The following is a 20130-nucleotide window of genomic DNA, read 5'->3' on the forward strand; positions in this document are numbered from 1 at the left end:
GAAAACTGAAAACTATTTCAAACTTTCTGCCGCTTTGTTGACCGCTGCTTTCAACTCTTCTTTATAAGAAATAATAGTATCTAGTACTTTTTTGTCATGGCTTCCGATGATTTGTGCGGCTAAAATACCCGCATTTTTCGCTCCGTTTAAAGCTACAGTGGCAACCGGAACTCCGCCTGGCATTTGCAGAATCGATAAAACTGAATCCCAGCCATCTATAGAATTACTTGATTTTACAGGAACTCCAATTACAGGAAGCGGTGACATCGACGCGACCATTCCAGGTAAATGTGCAGCGCCTCCGGCTCCGGCAATAATTACAGAAATACCGCGAGTATGTGCATTTTTACTGAAATCGAATAATTTTTCAGGTGTTCTGTGTGCCGAAACGATATCAACTTCGGTTTCGATATTAAATTGTTTTAGTATGTCGATGGCATCCTGCATGACTGGCATGTCTGAGATACTTCCCATTATAATGGCTACTTTGCTCATAGGTTTTTGTTTGTTTTTGTTTCAAGTTTGAGGTTTCAGGTTTTTGGTGAGACTGAAAACTGCGACTGTTTATTTTGTTTCAGGTTTTAAATTGTAACTGTGATTGCGACTGAAAACTATATACTAATCACTCTAATTGTATTCTTAACATCCTCAGCAATTCGTCTTGCTTCGGTCATGTCTTCATTAACAATCGTAACGTGACCCATTTTTCTAAACGGACGTGTTTGTTTTTTACCGTAAATATGTGGTGTAACACCGTTCCAGCCTAAAATGGTTTCGATATTTTCGTAAACAACATCTCCCGAGAATCCTTCGGCGCCTACTAAATTTACCATAACTCCGGCTGCTTTACTATCTGTATTTCCTAACGGAAGATCAAGAATAGCGCGTAAATGATTTTCGAATTGTGAGGTATAACTGGCTTCGATAGAATAATGACCAGAATTGTGTGGGCGAGGAGCGACTTCGTTTACCAAGATTTCATCTTCATGGGTTTGAAACATTTCAACGGCAAGAAGACCAACATGATTAAATTTTTCCGAAACATTCAAGGCAATAGCTCTGGCTTTTTCGGCAACTTTTTCATCGATTCTGGCTGGGCAAATTACGTATTCTACCTGATTGGCTTCAGGATGAAATTCCATTTCGACAACCGGATAAGTTTTAATCTCTCCTGAAGGGTTTCTTACTACAATAACGGCCAATTCATTCTTGAACGGAACCATTGTTTCAGCGATACATTCTACGTTTGGTAAATCATCCATGTCTGAAATCTGACGAATAACTTTTACGCCATTTCCGTCATAACCAAATTCGGTACATTTCCATACAAACGGAATGGTGATTTCATTATCTCCAACAGATTTTTGCAAATGTGCAGGACTGTCAAATCTTAAATAAGCGGCTGTTGGAATCTTACTTTCTGTATAAAAATCTTTCTGAACTCCTTTATTCTGAATTCCCTTTAGGGTTTTTGGAGAAGGATATACTTTTAGACCTTCTTTTTCAAGCTGCGTTAAAGCTTCAAGATTGACCAATTCGATTTCGAAAGTCAGAACGTCGACTTGTTTCCCAAAATTATAAACTGTTTCATAATCCATCAAATCGCCTTTGAAGAATTTATTGCATGCAATTTTACTGGGAGCTTCGTCGCTTGGATCTAAAACATAAGTTTGTATGTCAAATTTTCGAGTGTCAGACAATAGCATTTTGCCTAATTGTCCGCCACCTAATATTCCCAATTTAAAATCAGAAGAAAAATAGTTCATTGTAGATGTGTTTTTGCAAAGATACTTGATAAAATAGAAATGCCAATTTATTGTCTATTGAATTGCTATTTTTTCATATAAGTAAGGTTGAAAAAAAGGATTGATTCAAATGTTAAAATTTTTAAAATAACTAGTTTTAAAATTTTGTTTTGTGGATATGAATTGCGTAGGTTTGACCAGAATTTTAACATCCATACATTTTAATAAGGTACATGACCACAAACGATTGGGCAAAACATATTCAAAAGTTTCTTTTTCTGTTAAAAGATGACTTTTTCGAATTACCATACCTGTCTAATTCTCCTCAGGTGATGTTAGACAGTCTTATAAAAATCCCTATAATAAAACATAATGCTCTGAAGCAAGTAATTTCTTCAGACAATGCTTTTTGGAAAGGTAAAATGCGTTACAGAAAAATAGAGGAGGGTTTCTGGATTTTAGAAACGAACATTCATCTAAAAGAAAATGTTCTTGCAAAAGCAACTTATACAAAAGACCATCTAAGAGACTATTATATTTTATCGTTTTCAGTTTTTGAATATAAATTTCCTTTTAAGGATTCTGAACCTATTACTTTACTAAGTACATGTTGGACTTTTTATAAACCGGATACTGAAGTCGCTACTTATTTTTATAAAGGAACTGAGGGCAAATTTTTTAATATCGCCATAAATAAGGAATGGGTAGATCAAAATATTAAGTCTGGTAAATTCTGTGGGAAAGGAGTGTTGGAAAGTTTTTTTAATGCTCAAAAAGGATTTTATACCTGGCTGGATATTGCTCCAAATGCACATGCTTTATCTAAAAAAATATCAAAAATATTAGAAGCTGAAGATGATATTCAGTTTAATACTTTGGAGTTAAAAAAAAACTGCGTGAAATTGATTACGGAATTTTTCAATAACTCTTTTGAAGACAGTCGTATTACAGATAATATTTCGTTGAGTAATTTAGATTACTATAATGTAGCCAAAGCAGAGAAAATGATTCTGCACAATCTCCAGTCTTCTTTTTTAGGTATAGATCAAATCGCGTATGAGGTAAATACATCGCCAACAAAATTAAAGACTAATTTTAAAATTGTATTTGGCTTCTCGATGCTGCAATACCATAAAGAAAAAAATATGCTTCTTGCCAAACAATTACTTCAAAACTCTGAAGTCGAAATTCAGATTATTGCGGCAATTACAGGTTATGAAAGTGCCAGTAAATTTACTGCTGCCTTTAAGAAACGATTTGCTTTATTACCTTCTGTTTTTAGGGAGAATTAAATTGAAGCAGCATAGTATGAATATAGGTAGGTGGATTGATTTTATAAAAGGAAATAGTACCTTTTATAAAGATGGTTTTTTCGAATTGCCTTATTTGTACAATTCTCCTCAGATAGTCGTGCAAAGTATCGTGAACTCTCCTTCTGCTAAACATGTCGAAGAAGAACAGGCTGTTTATATCAATAATCCTTTTTCTAATGGAGTTATGCGATATCGTGAAATCGAAGAAGGTTTCTGGATTGTTGCTACAAGTATCACTTTTAAGAAAAATGTTATGCTTAAAGCTATTTATGATCGGGAATTTCCACTTGACTATTATATGCTTACATATTCGGTTTTTGAAAGCAACGTAAAACTTCAAAATACATTTGCCAATAAAAGTCCTTTTTTAAGTAAATATTGGGGTTTCAAAAGACCGGGAACAGAACTTGGTGCTTATTTTTATAAAGGTTCTGTGTGCGAATTTTATTTGTACGGATTTAGTAAAGAATGGGCAGAACGCAATTTTTCTTTTGAAAGCTTACCGGTAGAGAATCAGATTAAAAAGGTTCTTACCTCTGATGAAGGTTTTATTACTTATCAGGATATTGTGCCTAATGCAGCGGAATTATCTAAAGAAATTTTGATTAATTTAGAAAAGAACAATCACGATTTGTTGAGTAAAGCAATTTTAAAAACGCAGACTTTTCAATTGATTTCTACCTTTTTTAAAAATGCTTACATAGAGCAACCTATTGGTAATTATACTCCAAAAGAAACTCCTGATTATAAAAAAATAGCTGAAGCCGAAAAGTTGCTTTTGGATACAGTAACAAATCCTTTTTTAGGAGTAGACTATATTGCCAAAAAGGTAGATATGTCTCCAACAAAACTCAAACTAACTTTTAAATTGGTTCACGGTATTTCGATGATGCAATACCATAAAGAGAAAAAATTACTTCTCGCCATGCAGCTGCTTCAAAATACCGATATGCAGATAAAAAATATTGCCTTGGCAACCGGTTATAAAAGTTCCAGCAAGTTTACGGCGAATTTCAAAAAACGTTTTGGAAAAATGCCTTCTGAAATTCGATTGTAATCAGTGTAAAATTCTTTCTTTTCAGCTGTTTAAGTTTTCTTTTTTGTGTTTTTTTTATGTTTTTATTAACACCGTGTTTATACCTGTTTTTGTTTTTAACTTGTTGTTTTTTAGTTTTTTAATCGTGTTGTTCTTCAAGTTTTAAACATTGTTTTTTGCATAGTAAATTGTATTGGTCGTTTCGGGCTATAGATGTGTCCGAATGGGCTATTCGACGTTTGGATTTCGATATAATTTTGTTTGGTAATTCTAAACCAGCCAAATGATAACAAAACTACTTTACTTCGCGAATGTGTTTCGCAATTTTCAAAAAACTCTTTATTGCCAATTTGCATATTAAATGATGCGAATAATTATTTCAGCAGTTTTTAATTTTCCTTTTAGTACATAATTTATCTCCTGATGAATAAAGATTCCATTGTTTTTAACAATTTGGAATAAATAAATATTGCTGTTTATCAAAAGTTTGAAATAAAGTGATAATAATTAATTAACCAAACAATTAATGAAAAAAAAGACAACTTATTGGTCAAAGATTTCTATAGAACATTTACCGATAAAAAAATATTTGATACTTACGATGTTAGCGCTGCTATTTCCGTTAATATCTTTTTCGCAAACCGTTTATACATTTACGGCTGCTGGGGCGTCCGGAATTGCAGGACCTACTCAATCACAAATAAATACGTCCTATGCTTCAACTAATTTAAACGGAAGTGTAACAGTGACCGGAGGAATTCAGTCCTGGATCGTACCGGTGACGGGTAATTACCGTATCAATGCTTCCGGCGCAAGAGGAGGGAATTCATCCGCCAATACTTATGTTGGTGGATTTGGTGCCAACATGACCGGGGAGTTTACATTAACAGCAGGGGATGTAATTAAAGTATTGGTGGGACAAGCTGGTATTACTGGCGGCAGCGACGATGGCTATTATCTTGGCGGCGGCGGCGGTGGTGGCTCTTATATTACTTTAAATTCTGCACTTCTTATGGCAGCCGGCGGCGGCGGCGGTGCGGGTGTAGGCGAGAGTAATTTGAACGGATTTAATGGTAATCCAGCATTATCAGGAACAAGTGGGAACACGGCCAATGGGACTAATGGTAGGCCCAACGGTACTCCAGGGAGTGGCGGAAATGGCGGAACAGCCTCCGCTTATTATGGCGGTGGCGGTGGCGCAGGCTGGTTATCAAACGGTGGTAATATGACAAGTGGAATGACTTGTTTAGGAGGATTGAGTTTTTCAAATAATGGTACTGGAGGGACAGGCGGGACCTTTAACTCTAATGCCGGTGGAAACGGTGGCTTTGGCGGCGGCGGCGGCGGCGGCTTTGGCGGTGCTGGCGGTGGCGGCTATTCCGGTGGCGCAGCGGGAACACATGGCGCAGCAAACAATGCTACGGCCGGCGGCGGCGGCGGTTCATACAACTCTGGAAGAAATCAAACCAATGTTGCTGGTGTTAATTCAGGAAATGGATCTGTTATAATAACAAATCTATACTCCGCATCTATATCTCAAACTGCAAATGTTGTATGCAGTGGTGATTTAACAGGGGCACTTTCTGTTGCTGTAAATGGAGGTACTGTTCCTTATACATATGCGTGGTCACCAAATGTTAGTACCAGTGCAACTGCGTCTAATCTTGGGAAAGGAACTTATAGTGTAATAGTAACCGATGGAAATAGTTTAACAACGACTGCATCTTTTACCATTGTTCCTTCAGATAATACGGCTCCAGTTATTACTACAAACGGAGATAAAAATGTAAATACAAGCCCAGGCGTTTGTGATGCAACTGTAACAGTTTCTGCAACAGCTACGGATAATTGTAGTGTTGGAACTCCAGTGGGATTACGAAGTGATGCAAAATTACTTTCAGATGCTTATCCTTTGGGAACCACAACAATCACTTGGAATGTAACAGATACTAATGGAAATGCTGCAGTTGCGGTAAATCAAACAGTAACCGTAGTAGATAATGTAAAGCCAACTGCAATCTCGAAAAACATTACAGTGCAATTGAACGCAAGTGGAAGTGTAACTGTAAATGCGAGTCAGCTAAGTAATGGAAGTACCGATAATTGCGGAATTAATAATTACAAATTCTCTGCCGGAAGTGTAGGCACAGTTTGTAATGTTGCCGGTGAAGGAACTTTTTTAAGACTTAATGCACCTGCGGGAAGTGTTTTTAAAAATATAGTTTATGCTAATTATGGAAACTCTACAGGAACTTGTGGGAATTTTGTTAATGGTAGTTGTAGTGCATCAAATAGTTTAAGTTTAGTAACAGCTGCTTTCCTTAATAACAATAGCGGAATTATTTATTCTAGCAATGATACTTTTGGAGACCCTTGCAATGGAACACAAAAGCGACTAGCCGTAGAAGCTAACTATGCTCCGGCAACGGCAGAAACGACTTCAATAACATACTCTTGTGCTGATGTAGGCGTAAAAAATGTTGTATTATTTGTTACTGATAATAGTGGAAATGTTTCGTTAGTAAATGCAACAATAACAATTCAGGACAATATTGTCCCTGTAATCACTTCGAACGGAAATAAAAGTGTAAATGCAGATTCAGGAGTTTGTGGGGCTAACATAACAGTTTCGGCATCTGCAACAGATAATTGTTCAGTAGGAACTCCAACGGGAGTAAGAAGTGATGCGAAAGCACTTACGGCTATTTATCCTGTAGGAACAACAACAATTACGTGGAACGTAAGTGATGTTAACGGAAATGCAGCAACTGCAGTAACTCAAACTGTAACAGTCACAGATAATCAAATTCCTGTAATTGCTTCAAATGGAAATAAAACTATAAATGTTAGTGCAAATAGTTGTGGCGCAACCGTTGCTGTTTCAGCAACAGCAACGGATAATTGTACAGTTGGAACTCCAAGTGGAGTCAGAAGTGATGCAAAATTGCTTACGGCTCCTTATCCGGTAGGAACTACAACAATTACGTGGAACGTAAGTGATGTTAACGGAAATGCAGCAACTGCAGTAACTCAAACTGTAACAGTCACAGATAATCAAATCCCAGTAATTGCTTCAAACGGAGACCAAACAGTAAATTCTGATTTAGGTATTTGTGGCGCAGTTGTTTCAGTTTCAGCAACGGCTACTGATAATTGTACAGTTGCAACTCCAACAGGAGTACGAAGCGATGCAAAATTGCTTACAGATGTTTATCCTGTAGGAGCAACAACCATAACATGGGATGTAAACGATGCTAATGGAAATGCTGCAGTTACAGTAACTCAAACCGTAACCGTAACAGATAATGAAATTCCAGTAATTGCTTTAAACGGAGATCATAATGTAAATACAGATTCAGGAGTTTGTGGTGCAAACGTAACCGTTTCTGCAACAGCTACAGATAATTGTACAGTTGGAACTCTAACAGGAGTAAGAAGCGATGCCCAATTGCTTATAGATGTTTATCCAATAGGAGTTACAACCATAACGTGGAATGTAAGTGATGCAAGCGGAAATGCAGCAGTTGCTGTAACTCAAACCGTAACCGTAACAGATAATGAAATTCCTGTAATTGCTTCAAACGGAGACCAAACAGTAAATTCTGATTTAGGTATTTGTGGCGCAGTTGTTTCAGTTTCAGCAACGGCTACTGATAATTGTACAGTTGGAACTCCAAGTGGAGTAAGAAGTGATGCAAAATTGCTTACAGATGTTTATCCTGTAGGAGCAACAACCATAACATGGGATGTAAACGATGCTAATGGAAATGCAGCAGTTGCTGTAACTCAAACCGTAACCGTAACCGATAATGAAATTCCAGTAATTGCTTCAAACGGAGATCAAACAGTAAATTCTGATTCAGGAGTTTGTGGTGCAAACGTAACCGTTTCTGCAACAGCTACAGATAATTGTTCAGTAGGAACTCCAACGGGAGTAAGAAGTGATGCGAAAGCACTTACAGCTCTTTATCCTGTAGGAACAACAACAATAACTTGGGATGTAAACGATGCTAATGGAAATGCTGCAGTTACAGTAACTCAAACTGTAACAGTAACAGATAATGAAATTCCAGTAATTGCTTCAAACGGAGATCAAACAGTAAATTCTGATTCAGGTATTTGTGGCGCAGTTGTTTCAGTTTCAGCAACGGCTACTGATAATTGTACAGTTGGAACTCCAACAGGAATAAGAAGTGATGCAAAATTATTGACAGATGTTTATCCTTTAGGAGCAACAACCATAACATGGGATGTAAACGATGCTAATGGAAATGCTGCAGTTACAGTAACTCAAACTGTAACAGTAACAGATAATGAAATTCCTGTAATTGCTTCAAACGGAGATCAAACAGTAAATTCTGATTCAGGTATTTGTGGCGCAGTTGTTTCAGTTTCAGCAACGGCTACTGATAATTGTACAGTTGCAAATCCAACAGGAGTACGAAGCGATGCAAAATTGCTTACAGATGTTTATCCTGTAGGAACTACAACAATCACTTGGAATGTAGTAGATGTGAATAGAAATGCTGCTGCTGAAGTTATTCAAACAGTAGCAGTTGTAGATAACCAAATTCCGGTAATTGCTTCAAATGGTGATCAAAACGTAAATGTTGATGCCGCTACTTGTGGTGCAAACATAACGGTTTCGGCAACAGCAACGGATAATTGTACAGTTGGAACACCAACAGGAGTAAGAAATGATGGAAAATTACTTTCAGATGTTTATCCAGTTGGAAGTACAGAAATCAAATGGAATGTAAAAGACGTAAATAGTAATGATGCTGTTGAGGTAATTCAAACCGTAACAGTAATCGATAACCAAATTCCGGTAATTACTGCAAATGGAAATCAAAATGTAAATGCCGACACAGATGTCTGTGGTGCAAACGTAACAGTTTCGGCAACGGCTACAGATAATTGCACAGTTGGAACTCCAATAGGAGTGAGAAATGACGCAAAATTACTTACAGATGTTTATCCTGTAGGAATTACAGAAATCAAATGGAATGTAAAAGATGTTAACGGAAATGATGCAGTTGAGGTAATTCAAACAGTAGCAGTTGTAGATAATATTGTACCAACAGTAATTACAAAAAACATAACAGTGCAACTTGATGCAACAGGAAATGCTATAATTCACGCTTCTGAAGTTGATAATAATTCATCTGATAATTGTACAATCGATACAATCGAAATTGATAAAACATCATTTACTTGTACTAATATTGGATCAAATATTGTAAAACTTACGGTAACAGATAAGAACGGGAATTTTGATACTAAGGAGGCAACTGTAATAGTTGAAGACAATATCAAACCAATCGTAATTACAAAAAATATCACCATTCTTCTTGATGCTTCTGGTGTTGCTACAATCCAGGCTTCTGATGTTGATGATAATTCAACTGATAATTGCGAAATCGCAGTAAGAGAGTTAGATAAGACAGAATTTACTTGTGCTAATATCGGACCTAATACGGTTAAACTAAAAGTTACAGACAAAAACGGAAACTTTGATGTTAAAGAAGCTATTATAACTGTAGAAAACAAAATTGTACCAAAAGTATTAACAAAGAATATTACACGACAACTTACTACATTAGGAAATGTATCTATTGTTGCATCTGATATTGATAATGGATCAATATATGCTTGTGGAACTCCAACTTTGGTAGTTTTTCCAAATGTCTTTACCTGTGCTAATATTGGGATCAATAATGTCACGTTGACTGCTACAGATGCCTACGGTAATGTTTCAGTAAAAGCGGCAACAGTAACCATTGAAGATAAAGTTGCGGCGACTGTACTTACTAAAGATGTAACCGTTCAGCTGGATGCTTCCGGGAATGCGTCAATCACCGCAGCCCAAATCGATAACGGAAGTTTTGATTTTTGCGGAATTGCTTCACTTACAGTTAGTCCAAATAGTTTTAGTTGTAATGCTATCGGAGAAAATGAAGTAACGCTTACGGTTACCGATGTGCACGGAAATATTTCTACAGAAATCGCAATCGTGACGGTTCAGGATCATGTTCTCCCAACAGCTAAAACTAAAGATCTCACAGTAGAACTTGATGCGTCAGGCAATGCATCAATTACAGTAAATCAAATCAATAACGGAAGTTCTGATAATTGTGGTGTGGTATCAGTAAGTCTTGATAAGCTTTCTTTTGATTGTACCAATGTTGGTATCAACACGGTTCTTCTGACTGTAAAAGACAAAGCTGGAAATACGGCAACAGCTACTGCGAAAGTTACAGTTGTAAATAAATTTGGAGATAATGATAATGACGGAATTTTAGACAATTGTGACGATGATGATGACAATGATGGAATCAAAGATTGGTTAGACAACTGTCCAATTACTGCTAATCCTTATCAGGAAGATCGCAATAATAATGGTATTGGTGATGCCTGCGATAAAGACCAGATGAATATTTCTGAAGCTTTTACTCCAAACGGAGATGGTATCAATGATACATGGGTTATTTCGAATATCGAAAATCATCCTAATTCAATTGTACGTGTTTTTAATCGTTGGGGAACAGAAGTGTTTGTTGCTAAAAATTACCAAAATGATTGGGATGGACATTACAAAGGAAGTTCCAGTTCTCTGCCAGAGTCAAGTTCATATTACTATCAAATTGATTTAGATGGTGATGGTACTATCGAAAGACAAGGATGGATCTACATTAACAGGTAATTGAAATAAAATAAAATTTTAGAAATGAAAATAATTAAAAATATATTGGCGGGAGCATTACTACTTTTTAGTAGTATGCTTTTTGCCCAGCAAGAAAGCCTTTTTACAACGTATCGTTACCATATGAATGTTGTAAATCCAGCTTATGCAGGTGTTGATGGAGAAACTGTTTTAATGAGCACAATTCGCCAGCAATGGACAGGGATTAAAGATGCACCGCAAACGCAAGCAGTCTCTTTTGGTACATCGGTAGGGAATCATTTGGGATTAGGGGTTTCTATGGTTTATGATAAAACTTTTATCGAAAAACAAACACAATTAGGAATTGACTTTTCATACAAAATTCAGGTTGGGGCTCTTACTGATTTGTATTTAGGAATAAAAGCGGGAGGTAATTTCTACAATGTAAATACCTCTGGACTTGAGACTTATTCGCCTCAATCAGATCCATCTTTGATTACAATAAATCATTTTAATCCAAACGTAGGTATTGGAGCTTTATTGAAAAATGATAAATTTTTTGTATCCCTTTCTGTTCCAAGAATGTTAAATACGGAGCGTGCAAAAAACAAAGACGGTTATACTTCTGTTGCAACAGACAGAGCACATGTTTATTTGAGTAGTGGTTATGATTATGATTTTAATACAGCTACAGAATTGGTGCTAAAACCATCATTTATGATGCGTTATGTAAATGGTTCACCACTTTCAGTAGATGTTAATTTGATGCTTCAGATAGAGAAATTTTTGGAAATAGGGGCAAGTTACAGAGTTGATAACGCTTATGCCGCAATAGCAGGTTTAACAATTAGTGACCATCTGACAATTGGTTATGCTTACGAAACCAGTACGGGTAAAGTAATGGCAAGTGCTAAACAATCAAACGAGTTTTTTCTTCGCTTTAAATTTTAATAAAAGGAAAATACAATAATTGAAACAACGTTTTTTTTATTTTTTTGAGTAGTAAAAAAGAGGACATCTATCTGCAGATGTCCTCTTTTGATTTTATATAAATCATTTAAGGCCTTTCTATTTTTCTTAAAACTTCTTTTGCGACAGCTTTATAAGCTGCAGAATGATCTGCATAATCTTTGTTCAGGATAATTTGCAATTCGGGATGAATCCAATCGTAGTGATTTCCTAATATATATAAAGTTCTGATCGAATAGGCTTTTGTCGCCACTTTTACATCATTAATTAGCCAGTCAAAAGAAGCTTCAATACAATCTTGCAGGTTTTCTTCTGAAAGTAAAATGCTGTTTTCGTTTTTCTTATAATGTGATTTTACCAGAAGCTGAACCACTTTTGCAATTGGCCTGATAGAACTTTCATCTTTTAAAACCTTCAGACTAGAACAGAAAAAATTAAGATAAGGTTGCAGCCAGATTAATTCTTCGTAAGATATAAATTCTAAAATCCAGCATGCTTTATGATTGTTTTTATCTAAGGGAGAAAAACAAATTTGAACCAATTCATCAAATAAATGTTGATTTTCTAAAATGTACTGAGCTCCCATTAGCCGGTTTTCTCGGTAAGCATTTACATAATCCAGTTTTAGATGAAGTTCGGACGACATTTTTTTACATTTAATACACATCTAAAATAAATAATTTAATGCAATAGTTCCGTAATAATTTATTGGAAGTCCGGGATAATAATATCTTGGACTTGCGTTTCCAACCGCAACGGCATTAGGCAAAATCATAGAGGCATATTTTTCGTCAGTGACATTATTAATGCCAAAAGCCAGGTTTGTGTTTAGATTAGGAAGAATTTGAAAACGATAACCTGTTTTTAAATTAATAATACGATAAGAATCTGAATAAAGAGAATTAGCATCATTTAAGGGGATTTTATCTGTAAACTGAAAATCAGCAGAAAAATATAAACCCAAAACCATATTTAAAATTATTCCTGCATTTACTTTATTTGCGGCGACCCCGATTAATTTATTTCCTGAATAATCATTTCCGTTATCGACAAAATCGTTAAACTCATATTTCCCCAGGGAAGCAGTGATGTAAGAGTTTAAATTGAAAAACCGATTAATAGGCCAATTGTGTTTTGCTAAAATTTCGATTCCTTCATGAAATGTTTTACCGGCATTTATACCTTCATACTGGTCATCACCAATTCTTTTTGCCACTAATAAATCTTTTATTTCCATTCGATAAACAGCAAATTCTGTATAGAGATTTTTATTGAAGAAATAGAATTTTCCACCCGCTTCAAAATTATAACCGCTTTCAGGTTTTATATCCGGATTAATATTGCCTGAACTTGTAAGTGTTTCTTCGGTGGCCGGCAATGAAAATCCCCGACTTATCGAAAAGTACAAAGTTTTTTGCTCATTGGGTTTAAAGAGAAAAGACAATTGTGGCGAAAAGATTCCGTCATAACTGTATTTTTCAGTTGAAGAAGTATTGTTAGGAAGAGAATTCGTTAGCTCAAAATGAGTTTCATTATAATTCAATCCGGCTTGTAATTCGAATTTATCCGAAAGCAAAGTTCTGATTTGAGAAAAAATATTATAAAAATGTCTTTTTTGGTCTGTTTCAGTAAGTTGATTGCCTTGTAAACTTCCTTGACCATTATTGGTTTTGTATAGATTTTCAAAAGTGTTTCCGTTATAATTATCTGTGAAATATTCAATTCCGGCAATAAATTGATTCTCGATTTTACTAATTTTAAAATCTCCCGAAAATTGCGTTCTTCCGCCAGTTCCAAAAGTATATTGACGTAAAATATCAAAAGGACGAGGTTCATTACTATCCTTATAATTAATAAAAACCGAAGTTGAATTGCGCAGATGATCATTAATTTTAAAATCATAAGCCAATCCACCTAAAGTCGATTTGTATTCCTTATATCCTTTTGAAGCTACCCATGTTGGAGCACCTAGTTTTGGATTATTATCAAAAACTTCTTTACTAATCGAACTTGGAATGAAAGCTTTCAAATATGTGTAATTCGAAAAATAGGTCAACTTGCTATTTTTCTTTTTAAATAATTCTCCGGCGAGCGTTATACCTTCCCGATTATACGAACTGTTTTCTCGCCATCCGTCCGTTTTAAGATTATGATAACTGATATTCAAACTAGAACTTTTCTCATTCAGGCTGTAATTCAAGCTGTTTTTGAGTAATCCAAACGAACCAAAGACACTGCTGACACCGGCATTTTCTCCATTTGACTTTGAAAGTTGAGGTGAGATCAAAATTGCACCGCCCAAACCGGCTCCGTAAATACTAGAAAGCGGACCTTTGATAACTTCAATTTGTCCGATGTTTTCCAGATCAATATCATCAATAACCGTTTCGCTATTTCCGGAAGTCAGGGGAATACTGCCATAAAAAGCCCTGATTTTATTAGTTCCATAAGGAGATCTTGCGCCAATACCCCGAATCGAAATTCGGGTTGTAGTAAAATTAGAAGATTGCATAAAAACTCCTGGAATTGTATTGATGACTGTGCTAATATCTGTGGCATTATTTTGCAAAAGGTCTTTTTTAGATAAAATTCCAATAGAAGCAGGAGTGTTTTGCAATCGATCATTAACATGAAGTGAACTAATGACAACTTCATCCAGTTTTTGGGTTTTTAAAGAATCAATAGTTTTGTTTTCTCTTTTTTGTGCCTCGATGTTATGGAAACATAAAAACACAAGAAGAAGAAGAAAACAATATTTTTTTAAAATCATAAAAGAGTTTGTTGAGCAGTTTCTGGATGAAAAAAAAATTAACCGCAAAGAACGTTAAGATTTATACCCTATGTTAACTTTATAAAACACAAAGTTCGCAAAGCTAGTTCGATACAAAGCTTTGCGAACTTTTCATTTTATAAAACTACAAAAAAACTTAGCGTTCTTTACGGTAAAATTAATTATGTTTCTAAGAAACCTAATTTGGAATTTATTTTTTAGCCGTTACCTTCCAAATTGTATTTCCGCTATCATCATTAACCAAAAGAGACCCGTCTTGCATAACAGTTACCGCAACCGGACGTCCGTAAACTTCAGCTTTGTCAGCATTAGAAATAAAACCAGTTAAGAAATCTTCCGGTTTCCCGGAAGGTTTTCCGTTTGAAAAAGGAACGAAAACAACTTTATATCCTGATATTTTAGCACGATTCCAGGAACCATGTTGTCCTACGAAAGCCCCGTTTCTATATTTTTCAGGAAAAGCAGTTTTGTTATAAAATGCCAATCCCAAAGATGCTGTATGAGCGCCAACCGGAACGTCAGGAACAATAGATTTGGCCGCAAGATCTTTGCGCTCACCTTTCATTCTTGGATCAAGATTGTTTCCGTAATAAGAATATGGCCAGCCATAAAAAGCATCTCGTTTTACACTTGTAATATAATCAGGAACTAAGTCATCACCCAATTCATCACGTTCGTTAACCGCAGTCCAAAGTTCCTTATTTACAGGATTCCAATCCATTCCAACAGGATTTCTAAGACCGGCAGCATAGATTTTTTCACCGGTTCCGTCAGGATTAATTTCTAAGATATCAGCACGGCGCACCTCTTTGTCCATTCCGTTTTCACCAACATTACTTCCGGAACCTACCGAAACGTAAATTTTTGTTCCCTCAGGATTAGCAATTATATTTCTTGTCCAGTGATTGTTGTAGCCTCCGGCAGGAAGTTCAAGAATTTTGGTTCCTTTTGTTTCTAATTTTAAAGGAGCATTTTTATAAGGATAACGATATAAGCCGTCAGTATTGGCAACATAAAAAAAGTCTTTAAGAACTAACATTCCAAATGGTCTGTTGAGGTCTTTTAGAAAAACTTCACGAGTTTCAAATTTTCCGTCCTTGTCTTTATCGCGAAGAATTATAATTTGATTTTTACTTGTTCTCGTGCCGCTTTCCACAACAAAAATATCGTTGTTTGGTGCAATGTAGGTCCAACGTGGATTCTCAAAACCATCAGCAAATTTCGTAACTGTAAAACCTTCCGGTGCAATTGGTGTTTTGCCTTCCGGCCAGCCAATCACTTTGCTATTATTCGTTTTCGATTCGGTTGCGTACGGTGGAGGTAAAGTGAGGTCGCCAATAGCAGTTTTTACAATAATATCAGGTTGTTTTGCCAGAGCTTCTTTTTCTTCTTTTTTTACCTGCCCGTTGCAGGCTGTCATTATTGCCAATAGGGATATCGAAAATATTTGTGCAGTAGTTCTCATTTCGGTTTAGGGTTAAATGTTTATAGAACAACAATTTAGTAAAATTAAAAATAGTTGCAAGAAAATATTTGTAAATATTATGTGATATTTAACATTCTTAAAAAAATATGTGTCCAGCTTATTTTGATACTTACAGTTTGGTTGTAATTCTGTATCTTTGCGCATTATTTTAAACATAAAAATAATGATACAACTTCACGATAAACAATTTGTTCCGTTTATTTCGGCCAAAGAAATTGATTTTGCTTTAACTAAAATAGTTGCTCAGGTAGAAGATGATTTTGGAGACGATACCCCAATTTTTATTGGTGTCTTAAATGGTGCATTCATGGTTGTTGCCGATTTTCTGAAAAAATACAAAAGTCCTTGCGAGGTTTCATTTATAAAAATGGCATCTTATGAAGGAACTGAAACTACTAATGCTGTAAAAGAATTAATAGGGATTAATCAGGATTTGACAGGTAGAACCGTGATTATCATCGAAGATATTATCGATACCGGAAATACAATCGAAGAATTGAAACGCATATTTAAAGAACAAAATGTAAAACATTTTAAAATTGCAACTTTGTTTTTTAAACCGGATGCCTATAAAAAAGATATTAAAATAGATTATATCGGAATCAGGATTCCAAATAAATTTATCGTTGGTTACGGTTTGGACTACGATGGTTTGGGACGAAATTTAGCCGAAGTATATAAATTGGCAGAATAATTACAAACACACACAACTATATATTCATTTAAAACTTCTTGTAAAAACAGAAGTAACAACACTCACTCATATTATGATTAACATTGTTTTATTTGGAAAGCCGGGAGCAGGAAAAGGAACTCAGGCAGAATTTTTAAAAGAAAAATACAAATTAACACACCTTTCAACAGGAGATATTTTTCGTTTTAATTTAAAAAATGATACAGATTTAGGTAAAAAAGCAAGGGTTTTTATGGACAATGGAGAATTGGTTCCTTGCGAAGTTACAACTGCAATGTTAATAGATGAGGTAAATAAAAACCCTAATACACAAGGATTTTTGTTTGATGGTTATCCAAGAACTTTAGATCAGGCAGAAGCCCTGGATAAATTCTTGCCAACTATTGGGACAAGTGTTACGGCTACAATCGCATTAGAAGCTGATGATGAAATTCTTGTAGCGCGTTTGTTAGAAAGAGGAAAAACAAGTGGAAGAGTAGACGATCAGGACGAAGAAAAAATTCGTGTAAGATATCAGGAATACAATGAGAAAACTGCTCCGCTAATTGGATATTACAAAGAACAAAATAAGTTTCATGCTGTAAATGGTATCGGAACTATCGAAGAAATTACAGAACGATTAACGTCAGTTATAGATAATTTGTAGAAGCTTTTCCAGCTGCCGTTTCAAGTCCAAAACTAAAAAAACTATTTTTCTATCCTAAGGTTTCGGGATAAAACAAAACTTCTTCTGATGCTTTTAGGAGTCAATTGTTTTAAGAAATGAAAAATTAGTTTTTTTAGCTCCGGACTTTTTTCTTCTCCCAATGGGATTGGTATGAAATATTAAGAACAAATTGCATTAACGAACTATTAAATAACGAATAACCCTCAAATTGGAAATACTAATAATATTTTTTCTAATACTATTAAATGGAGTTTTCTCTATGTCTGAAATTGCACTTATTTCAGCAAGAAAAAACAGACTTGAAACTGCTGCAAAAAAAGGAAATAAAAGTGCCAAAATTGCACTTGATTTGGCTAATTCGCCAAATAAGTTTTTGTCTACGGTACAGATCGGAATTACTTTGATCGGGATTTTGACAGGTATTTACAGTGGGGATAAAATCACAATAGATGTAGAGGCATTTGTTAACGGATTTGCGATTTTCAGACCCTATGCACATTCAGTTGCAGTTGGGATTGTCGTAGTAGTTTTGACATTTTTCTCATTAGTTTTAGGAGAGCTATTACCAAAACGAATTGGTTTGAATTATCCAGAATCGATTGCAAAAATGGTAGCATTGCCAATGAAGATTGTTTCGATTATTACAGCGCCGTTTATATGGCTGCTTACCACTTCGACTGATTTTTTATTGAATGTTTTGCAAATCAAACCTTCGGCTGACGGTAAAGTAACCGAGGAAGAAATTAAAGCCATAATAAAAGAAGGAACTGAAGGCGGAGAAGTTCAGGAAATTGAACAAGATATCGTAGAGCGTGTTTTTCATATTGGAGACAGAAAAGTAAGTTCGTTAATGACACACCGCAAATCGGTAGATATGTTGCCTTTTAATGCAGACAAAGCAAAAATAAAAGAATTGGTTTTAATGGATTTACATACCATTTACCCGGTTTACAGAGATAATTATGACGATATAGTAGGGATTGTAACCTTAAAAAATATATTTGCGAATATCGAAAATGATCATTTCGATCTAGGAGCAATAATGATAGATGCTCCCTATTTAATGGAGCAGACAACAGCTTATAAAGCACTTGAAAATTTTAAAAGAACAGGCGTTCATTACGCCTTAGTATCTGATGAGTATGGTGTTTTTCAAGGGATAATTACATTAAATGACATTCTCGAAGCTCTGGTTGGAGATGCATCTGATTTTTATAAAGATGAATTTAAATTAGTAGAACGAGAAGATGGTTCGTGGTTGGTTGACGGACATTATTCATTACATGATTTTCTAACGTATTTTGAGTTAGACGAATTAACAAATGATTACGAAGTTAACACAGTAAGCGGAATGATTATGACTGAGCTTTCTCATATTCCGAAAGAAGGCGAAAAATTAATCTGGCAAAAATTTGTGTTAGAAGTCATCGATATGGATGGCGTAAAGATTGATAAAGTGCTGGTAAAAGCACTAAAAGAGTAAAAATAAAATAGTTTTCAGTTTCTGTTTTTAGTTGCAGTATGCATTAAAAACTGATACTGCGGCTGAGAATAAAAATTTGTTTCAGGTTTTATTCTGTTTCAGGTTTCAAGTTAAGTGTGTTGCGCCAACTTGAAATCTCAAACTTTAAACTTTAAACTATACATAAACAAAAAAAGAAAATGACAGAAGGAAATTTTGTAGATTATGTTAAGATATATGTTTCTTCCGGAAAGGGAGGAAAAGGATCTACGCATTTACATAGAGAGAAATTTATTGAAAAAGGAGGCCCGGACGGAGGTGATGGTGGTCGAGGCGGACACGTATATTTAGTTGGAAATAAAGGGCTTTGGACACTTTTTCATTTAAAATTTGCTCGTCATATTAAAGCTGGTCACGGTGGTGATGGAGGAGGAGATCGTAGTACAGGTGCTGATGGAGATGATAAATTTATCGAAGTGCCTTTAGGTACTGTTGTAAAAGATAAAGAAACCGGAGAAACCTTATTCGAAATTACCGAAGATGGTGAAAAACAGATTCTTTCAAGAGGTGGAAAGGGTGGATTAGGAAACTGGCATTTTAGAAGTTCAACGAATCAGACACCAAGATATGCTCAACCTGGTTTACCGGGTGTAGAGATGGATGTGATTCTTGAATTGAAAGTTTTGGCAGACGTTGGTTTAGTAGGTTTTCCTAATGCAGGAAAATCAACTTTATTATCTGTGTTGACTTCTGCAAAACCAAAAATTGCTGATTATCCTTTTACAACTCTAAAACCAAACTTAGGAATTGTAGCTTACAGAGATTTTCAATCTTTTGTAATCGCTGATATTCCTGGTATTATTGAAGGAGCTGCTGAAGGAAAAGGTTTAGGACATTATTTCCTGCGTCATATTGAGCGTAACTCAACATTGTTGTTTTTAGTTCCTGTTGATACGCCGGACATTAAAGGAGAATATGATATATTGGTAAATGAACTTACTAAATACAATCCTGAAATGCTTGATAAAGAACGTTTATTAGTAATCTCAAAATGTGATATGCTCGATGACGAACTAAAAGCAGAACTGAAAGTTGAATTGGATGTCGCTTTCAAGGATATTCCTTATATGTTTATTTCGTCTGTTGCTCAACAAGGATTAACGGAGCTCAAGGATAAGCTTTGGAAAATGTTAAATGAATAATAAAATACTAGTTGTATACCAAAAGGTGTTCTTTAAATAGAGCACCTTTTTTTTGTTTTTCAAAATGTTAAATTCGTAATGAAATGCTAAAAATTCGGGAT

At 35.3% G+C, this 20130-nt stretch carries 13 protein-coding genes; 8 read left to right on the forward strand and 5 right to left on the reverse strand.

Going from position 1 to position 20130, the window contains the following annotated elements; genetic code table 11:
* Window positions 1-12: 12 nt before the first annotated feature.
* Together purE and ACQKCJ_RS07890 are read right to left on the reverse strand one after the other, a co-directional pair.
* Entirely contained in the window at window positions 13-495 is a 483-nt protein-coding gene (purE, locus tag ACQKCJ_RS07885; protein WP_427401728.1) for a 5-(carboxyamino)imidazole ribonucleotide mutase, read from the reverse strand.
* A gap of 116 nt (window positions 496-611) precedes the next feature.
* The gene (locus ACQKCJ_RS07890; RefSeq protein ID WP_427401729.1) at window positions 612-1766 is read right to left on the reverse strand and encodes a 5-(carboxyamino)imidazole ribonucleotide synthase; all 1155 of its coding nucleotides are present in this window, start codon (window positions 1764-1766) and stop codon (window positions 612-614) included.
* 212 nt (window positions 1767-1978) lie between these two features.
* Here ACQKCJ_RS07890 and ACQKCJ_RS07895 point away from each other — a divergent pair, with 212 nt between their 5' ends.
* The 4 genes from ACQKCJ_RS07895 to ACQKCJ_RS07910 all read left to right on the forward strand — a co-directional run bounded on the left by ACQKCJ_RS07895 (window position 1979) and on the right by ACQKCJ_RS07910 (window position 11709).
* Window positions 1979-3037, forward strand: coding sequence for a helix-turn-helix domain-containing protein (locus ACQKCJ_RS07895; protein WP_427401730.1), 1059 nt, complete (start codon window positions 1979-1981; stop codon window positions 3035-3037).
* 16 nt (window positions 3038-3053) lie between these two features.
* Window positions 3054-4115 (forward strand): helix-turn-helix domain-containing protein, encoded by a 1062-nt coding sequence (locus ACQKCJ_RS07900; RefSeq protein WP_427401731.1) that lies wholly within the window; start codon window positions 3054-3056, stop codon window positions 4113-4115.
* Between the two features lie 505 nt (window positions 4116-4620).
* Complete coding sequence (locus ACQKCJ_RS07905) at window positions 4621-10797, forward strand: gliding motility-associated C-terminal domain-containing protein (protein ID WP_427401732.1); 6177 nt, start codon at window positions 4621-4623, stop codon at window positions 10795-10797.
* Window positions 10798-10821: 24 nt separating this feature from the next.
* The gene (locus ACQKCJ_RS07910) at window positions 10822-11709 is read left to right on the forward strand and encodes a PorP/SprF family type IX secretion system membrane protein (protein ID WP_427401733.1); all 888 of its coding nucleotides are present in this window, start codon (window positions 10822-10824) and stop codon (window positions 11707-11709) included.
* Between the two features lie 106 nt (window positions 11710-11815).
* Here ACQKCJ_RS07910 and ACQKCJ_RS07915 read toward each other — a convergent pair whose 3' ends face one another.
* The 3 genes from ACQKCJ_RS07915 to ACQKCJ_RS07925 all read right to left on the reverse strand — a co-directional run bounded on the left by ACQKCJ_RS07915 (window position 11816) and on the right by ACQKCJ_RS07925 (window position 15983).
* Window positions 11816-12373: a hypothetical protein gene (locus tag ACQKCJ_RS07915; RefSeq protein WP_427401734.1), complete on the reverse strand. Its 558-nt coding sequence runs from the start codon at window positions 12371-12373 to the stop codon at window positions 11816-11818.
* A gap of 21 nt (window positions 12374-12394) precedes the next feature.
* Window positions 12395-14497, reverse strand: coding sequence for a TonB-dependent receptor (locus ACQKCJ_RS07920; RefSeq protein ID WP_427401735.1), 2103 nt, complete (start codon window positions 14495-14497; stop codon window positions 12395-12397).
* 211 nt (window positions 14498-14708) lie between these two features.
* Window positions 14709-15983 carry a PQQ-dependent sugar dehydrogenase gene (locus tag ACQKCJ_RS07925; protein ID WP_427401736.1) on the reverse strand — a complete coding sequence of 425 codons (1275 nt, stop codon included), beginning with the start codon at window positions 15981-15983 and terminating at the stop codon, window positions 14709-14711.
* 184 nt (window positions 15984-16167) lie between these two features.
* On the opposite strand from ACQKCJ_RS07925, the gene hpt reads away from it, so the two are divergent.
* The 4 genes from hpt (at window position 16168) to obgE (ending at window position 20029) form a co-directional block, all read left to right on the forward strand.
* Complete coding sequence (gene hpt / locus ACQKCJ_RS07930) at window positions 16168-16698, forward strand: hypoxanthine phosphoribosyltransferase (protein ID WP_271334589.1); 531 nt, start codon at window positions 16168-16170, stop codon at window positions 16696-16698.
* Window positions 16699-16771: 73 nt separating this feature from the next.
* Window positions 16772-17344, forward strand: a complete 573-nt coding sequence (locus tag ACQKCJ_RS07935) for an adenylate kinase (RefSeq protein ID WP_271334590.1) — start codon at window positions 16772-16774, stop codon at window positions 17342-17344.
* 229 nt (window positions 17345-17573) lie between these two features.
* Window positions 17574-18848 carry a hemolysin family protein gene (locus ACQKCJ_RS07940; RefSeq protein ID WP_271334591.1) on the forward strand — a complete coding sequence of 425 codons (1275 nt, stop codon included), beginning with the start codon at window positions 17574-17576 and terminating at the stop codon, window positions 18846-18848.
* Window positions 18849-19027: 179 nt separating this feature from the next.
* Window positions 19028-20029, forward strand: a complete 1002-nt coding sequence (gene obgE, locus ACQKCJ_RS07945) for a GTPase ObgE (protein ID WP_271334592.1) — start codon at window positions 19028-19030, stop codon at window positions 20027-20029.
* Window positions 20030-20130: the final 101 nt, after the last annotated feature.

Origin of the sequence: Flavobacterium sp. NPDC079362 (assembly GCF_050267765.1) — a bacterium.
In the GTDB taxonomy this organism is placed as follows: Bacteria; Bacteroidota; Bacteroidia; order Flavobacteriales; family Flavobacteriaceae; genus Flavobacterium; species Flavobacterium azizsancarii.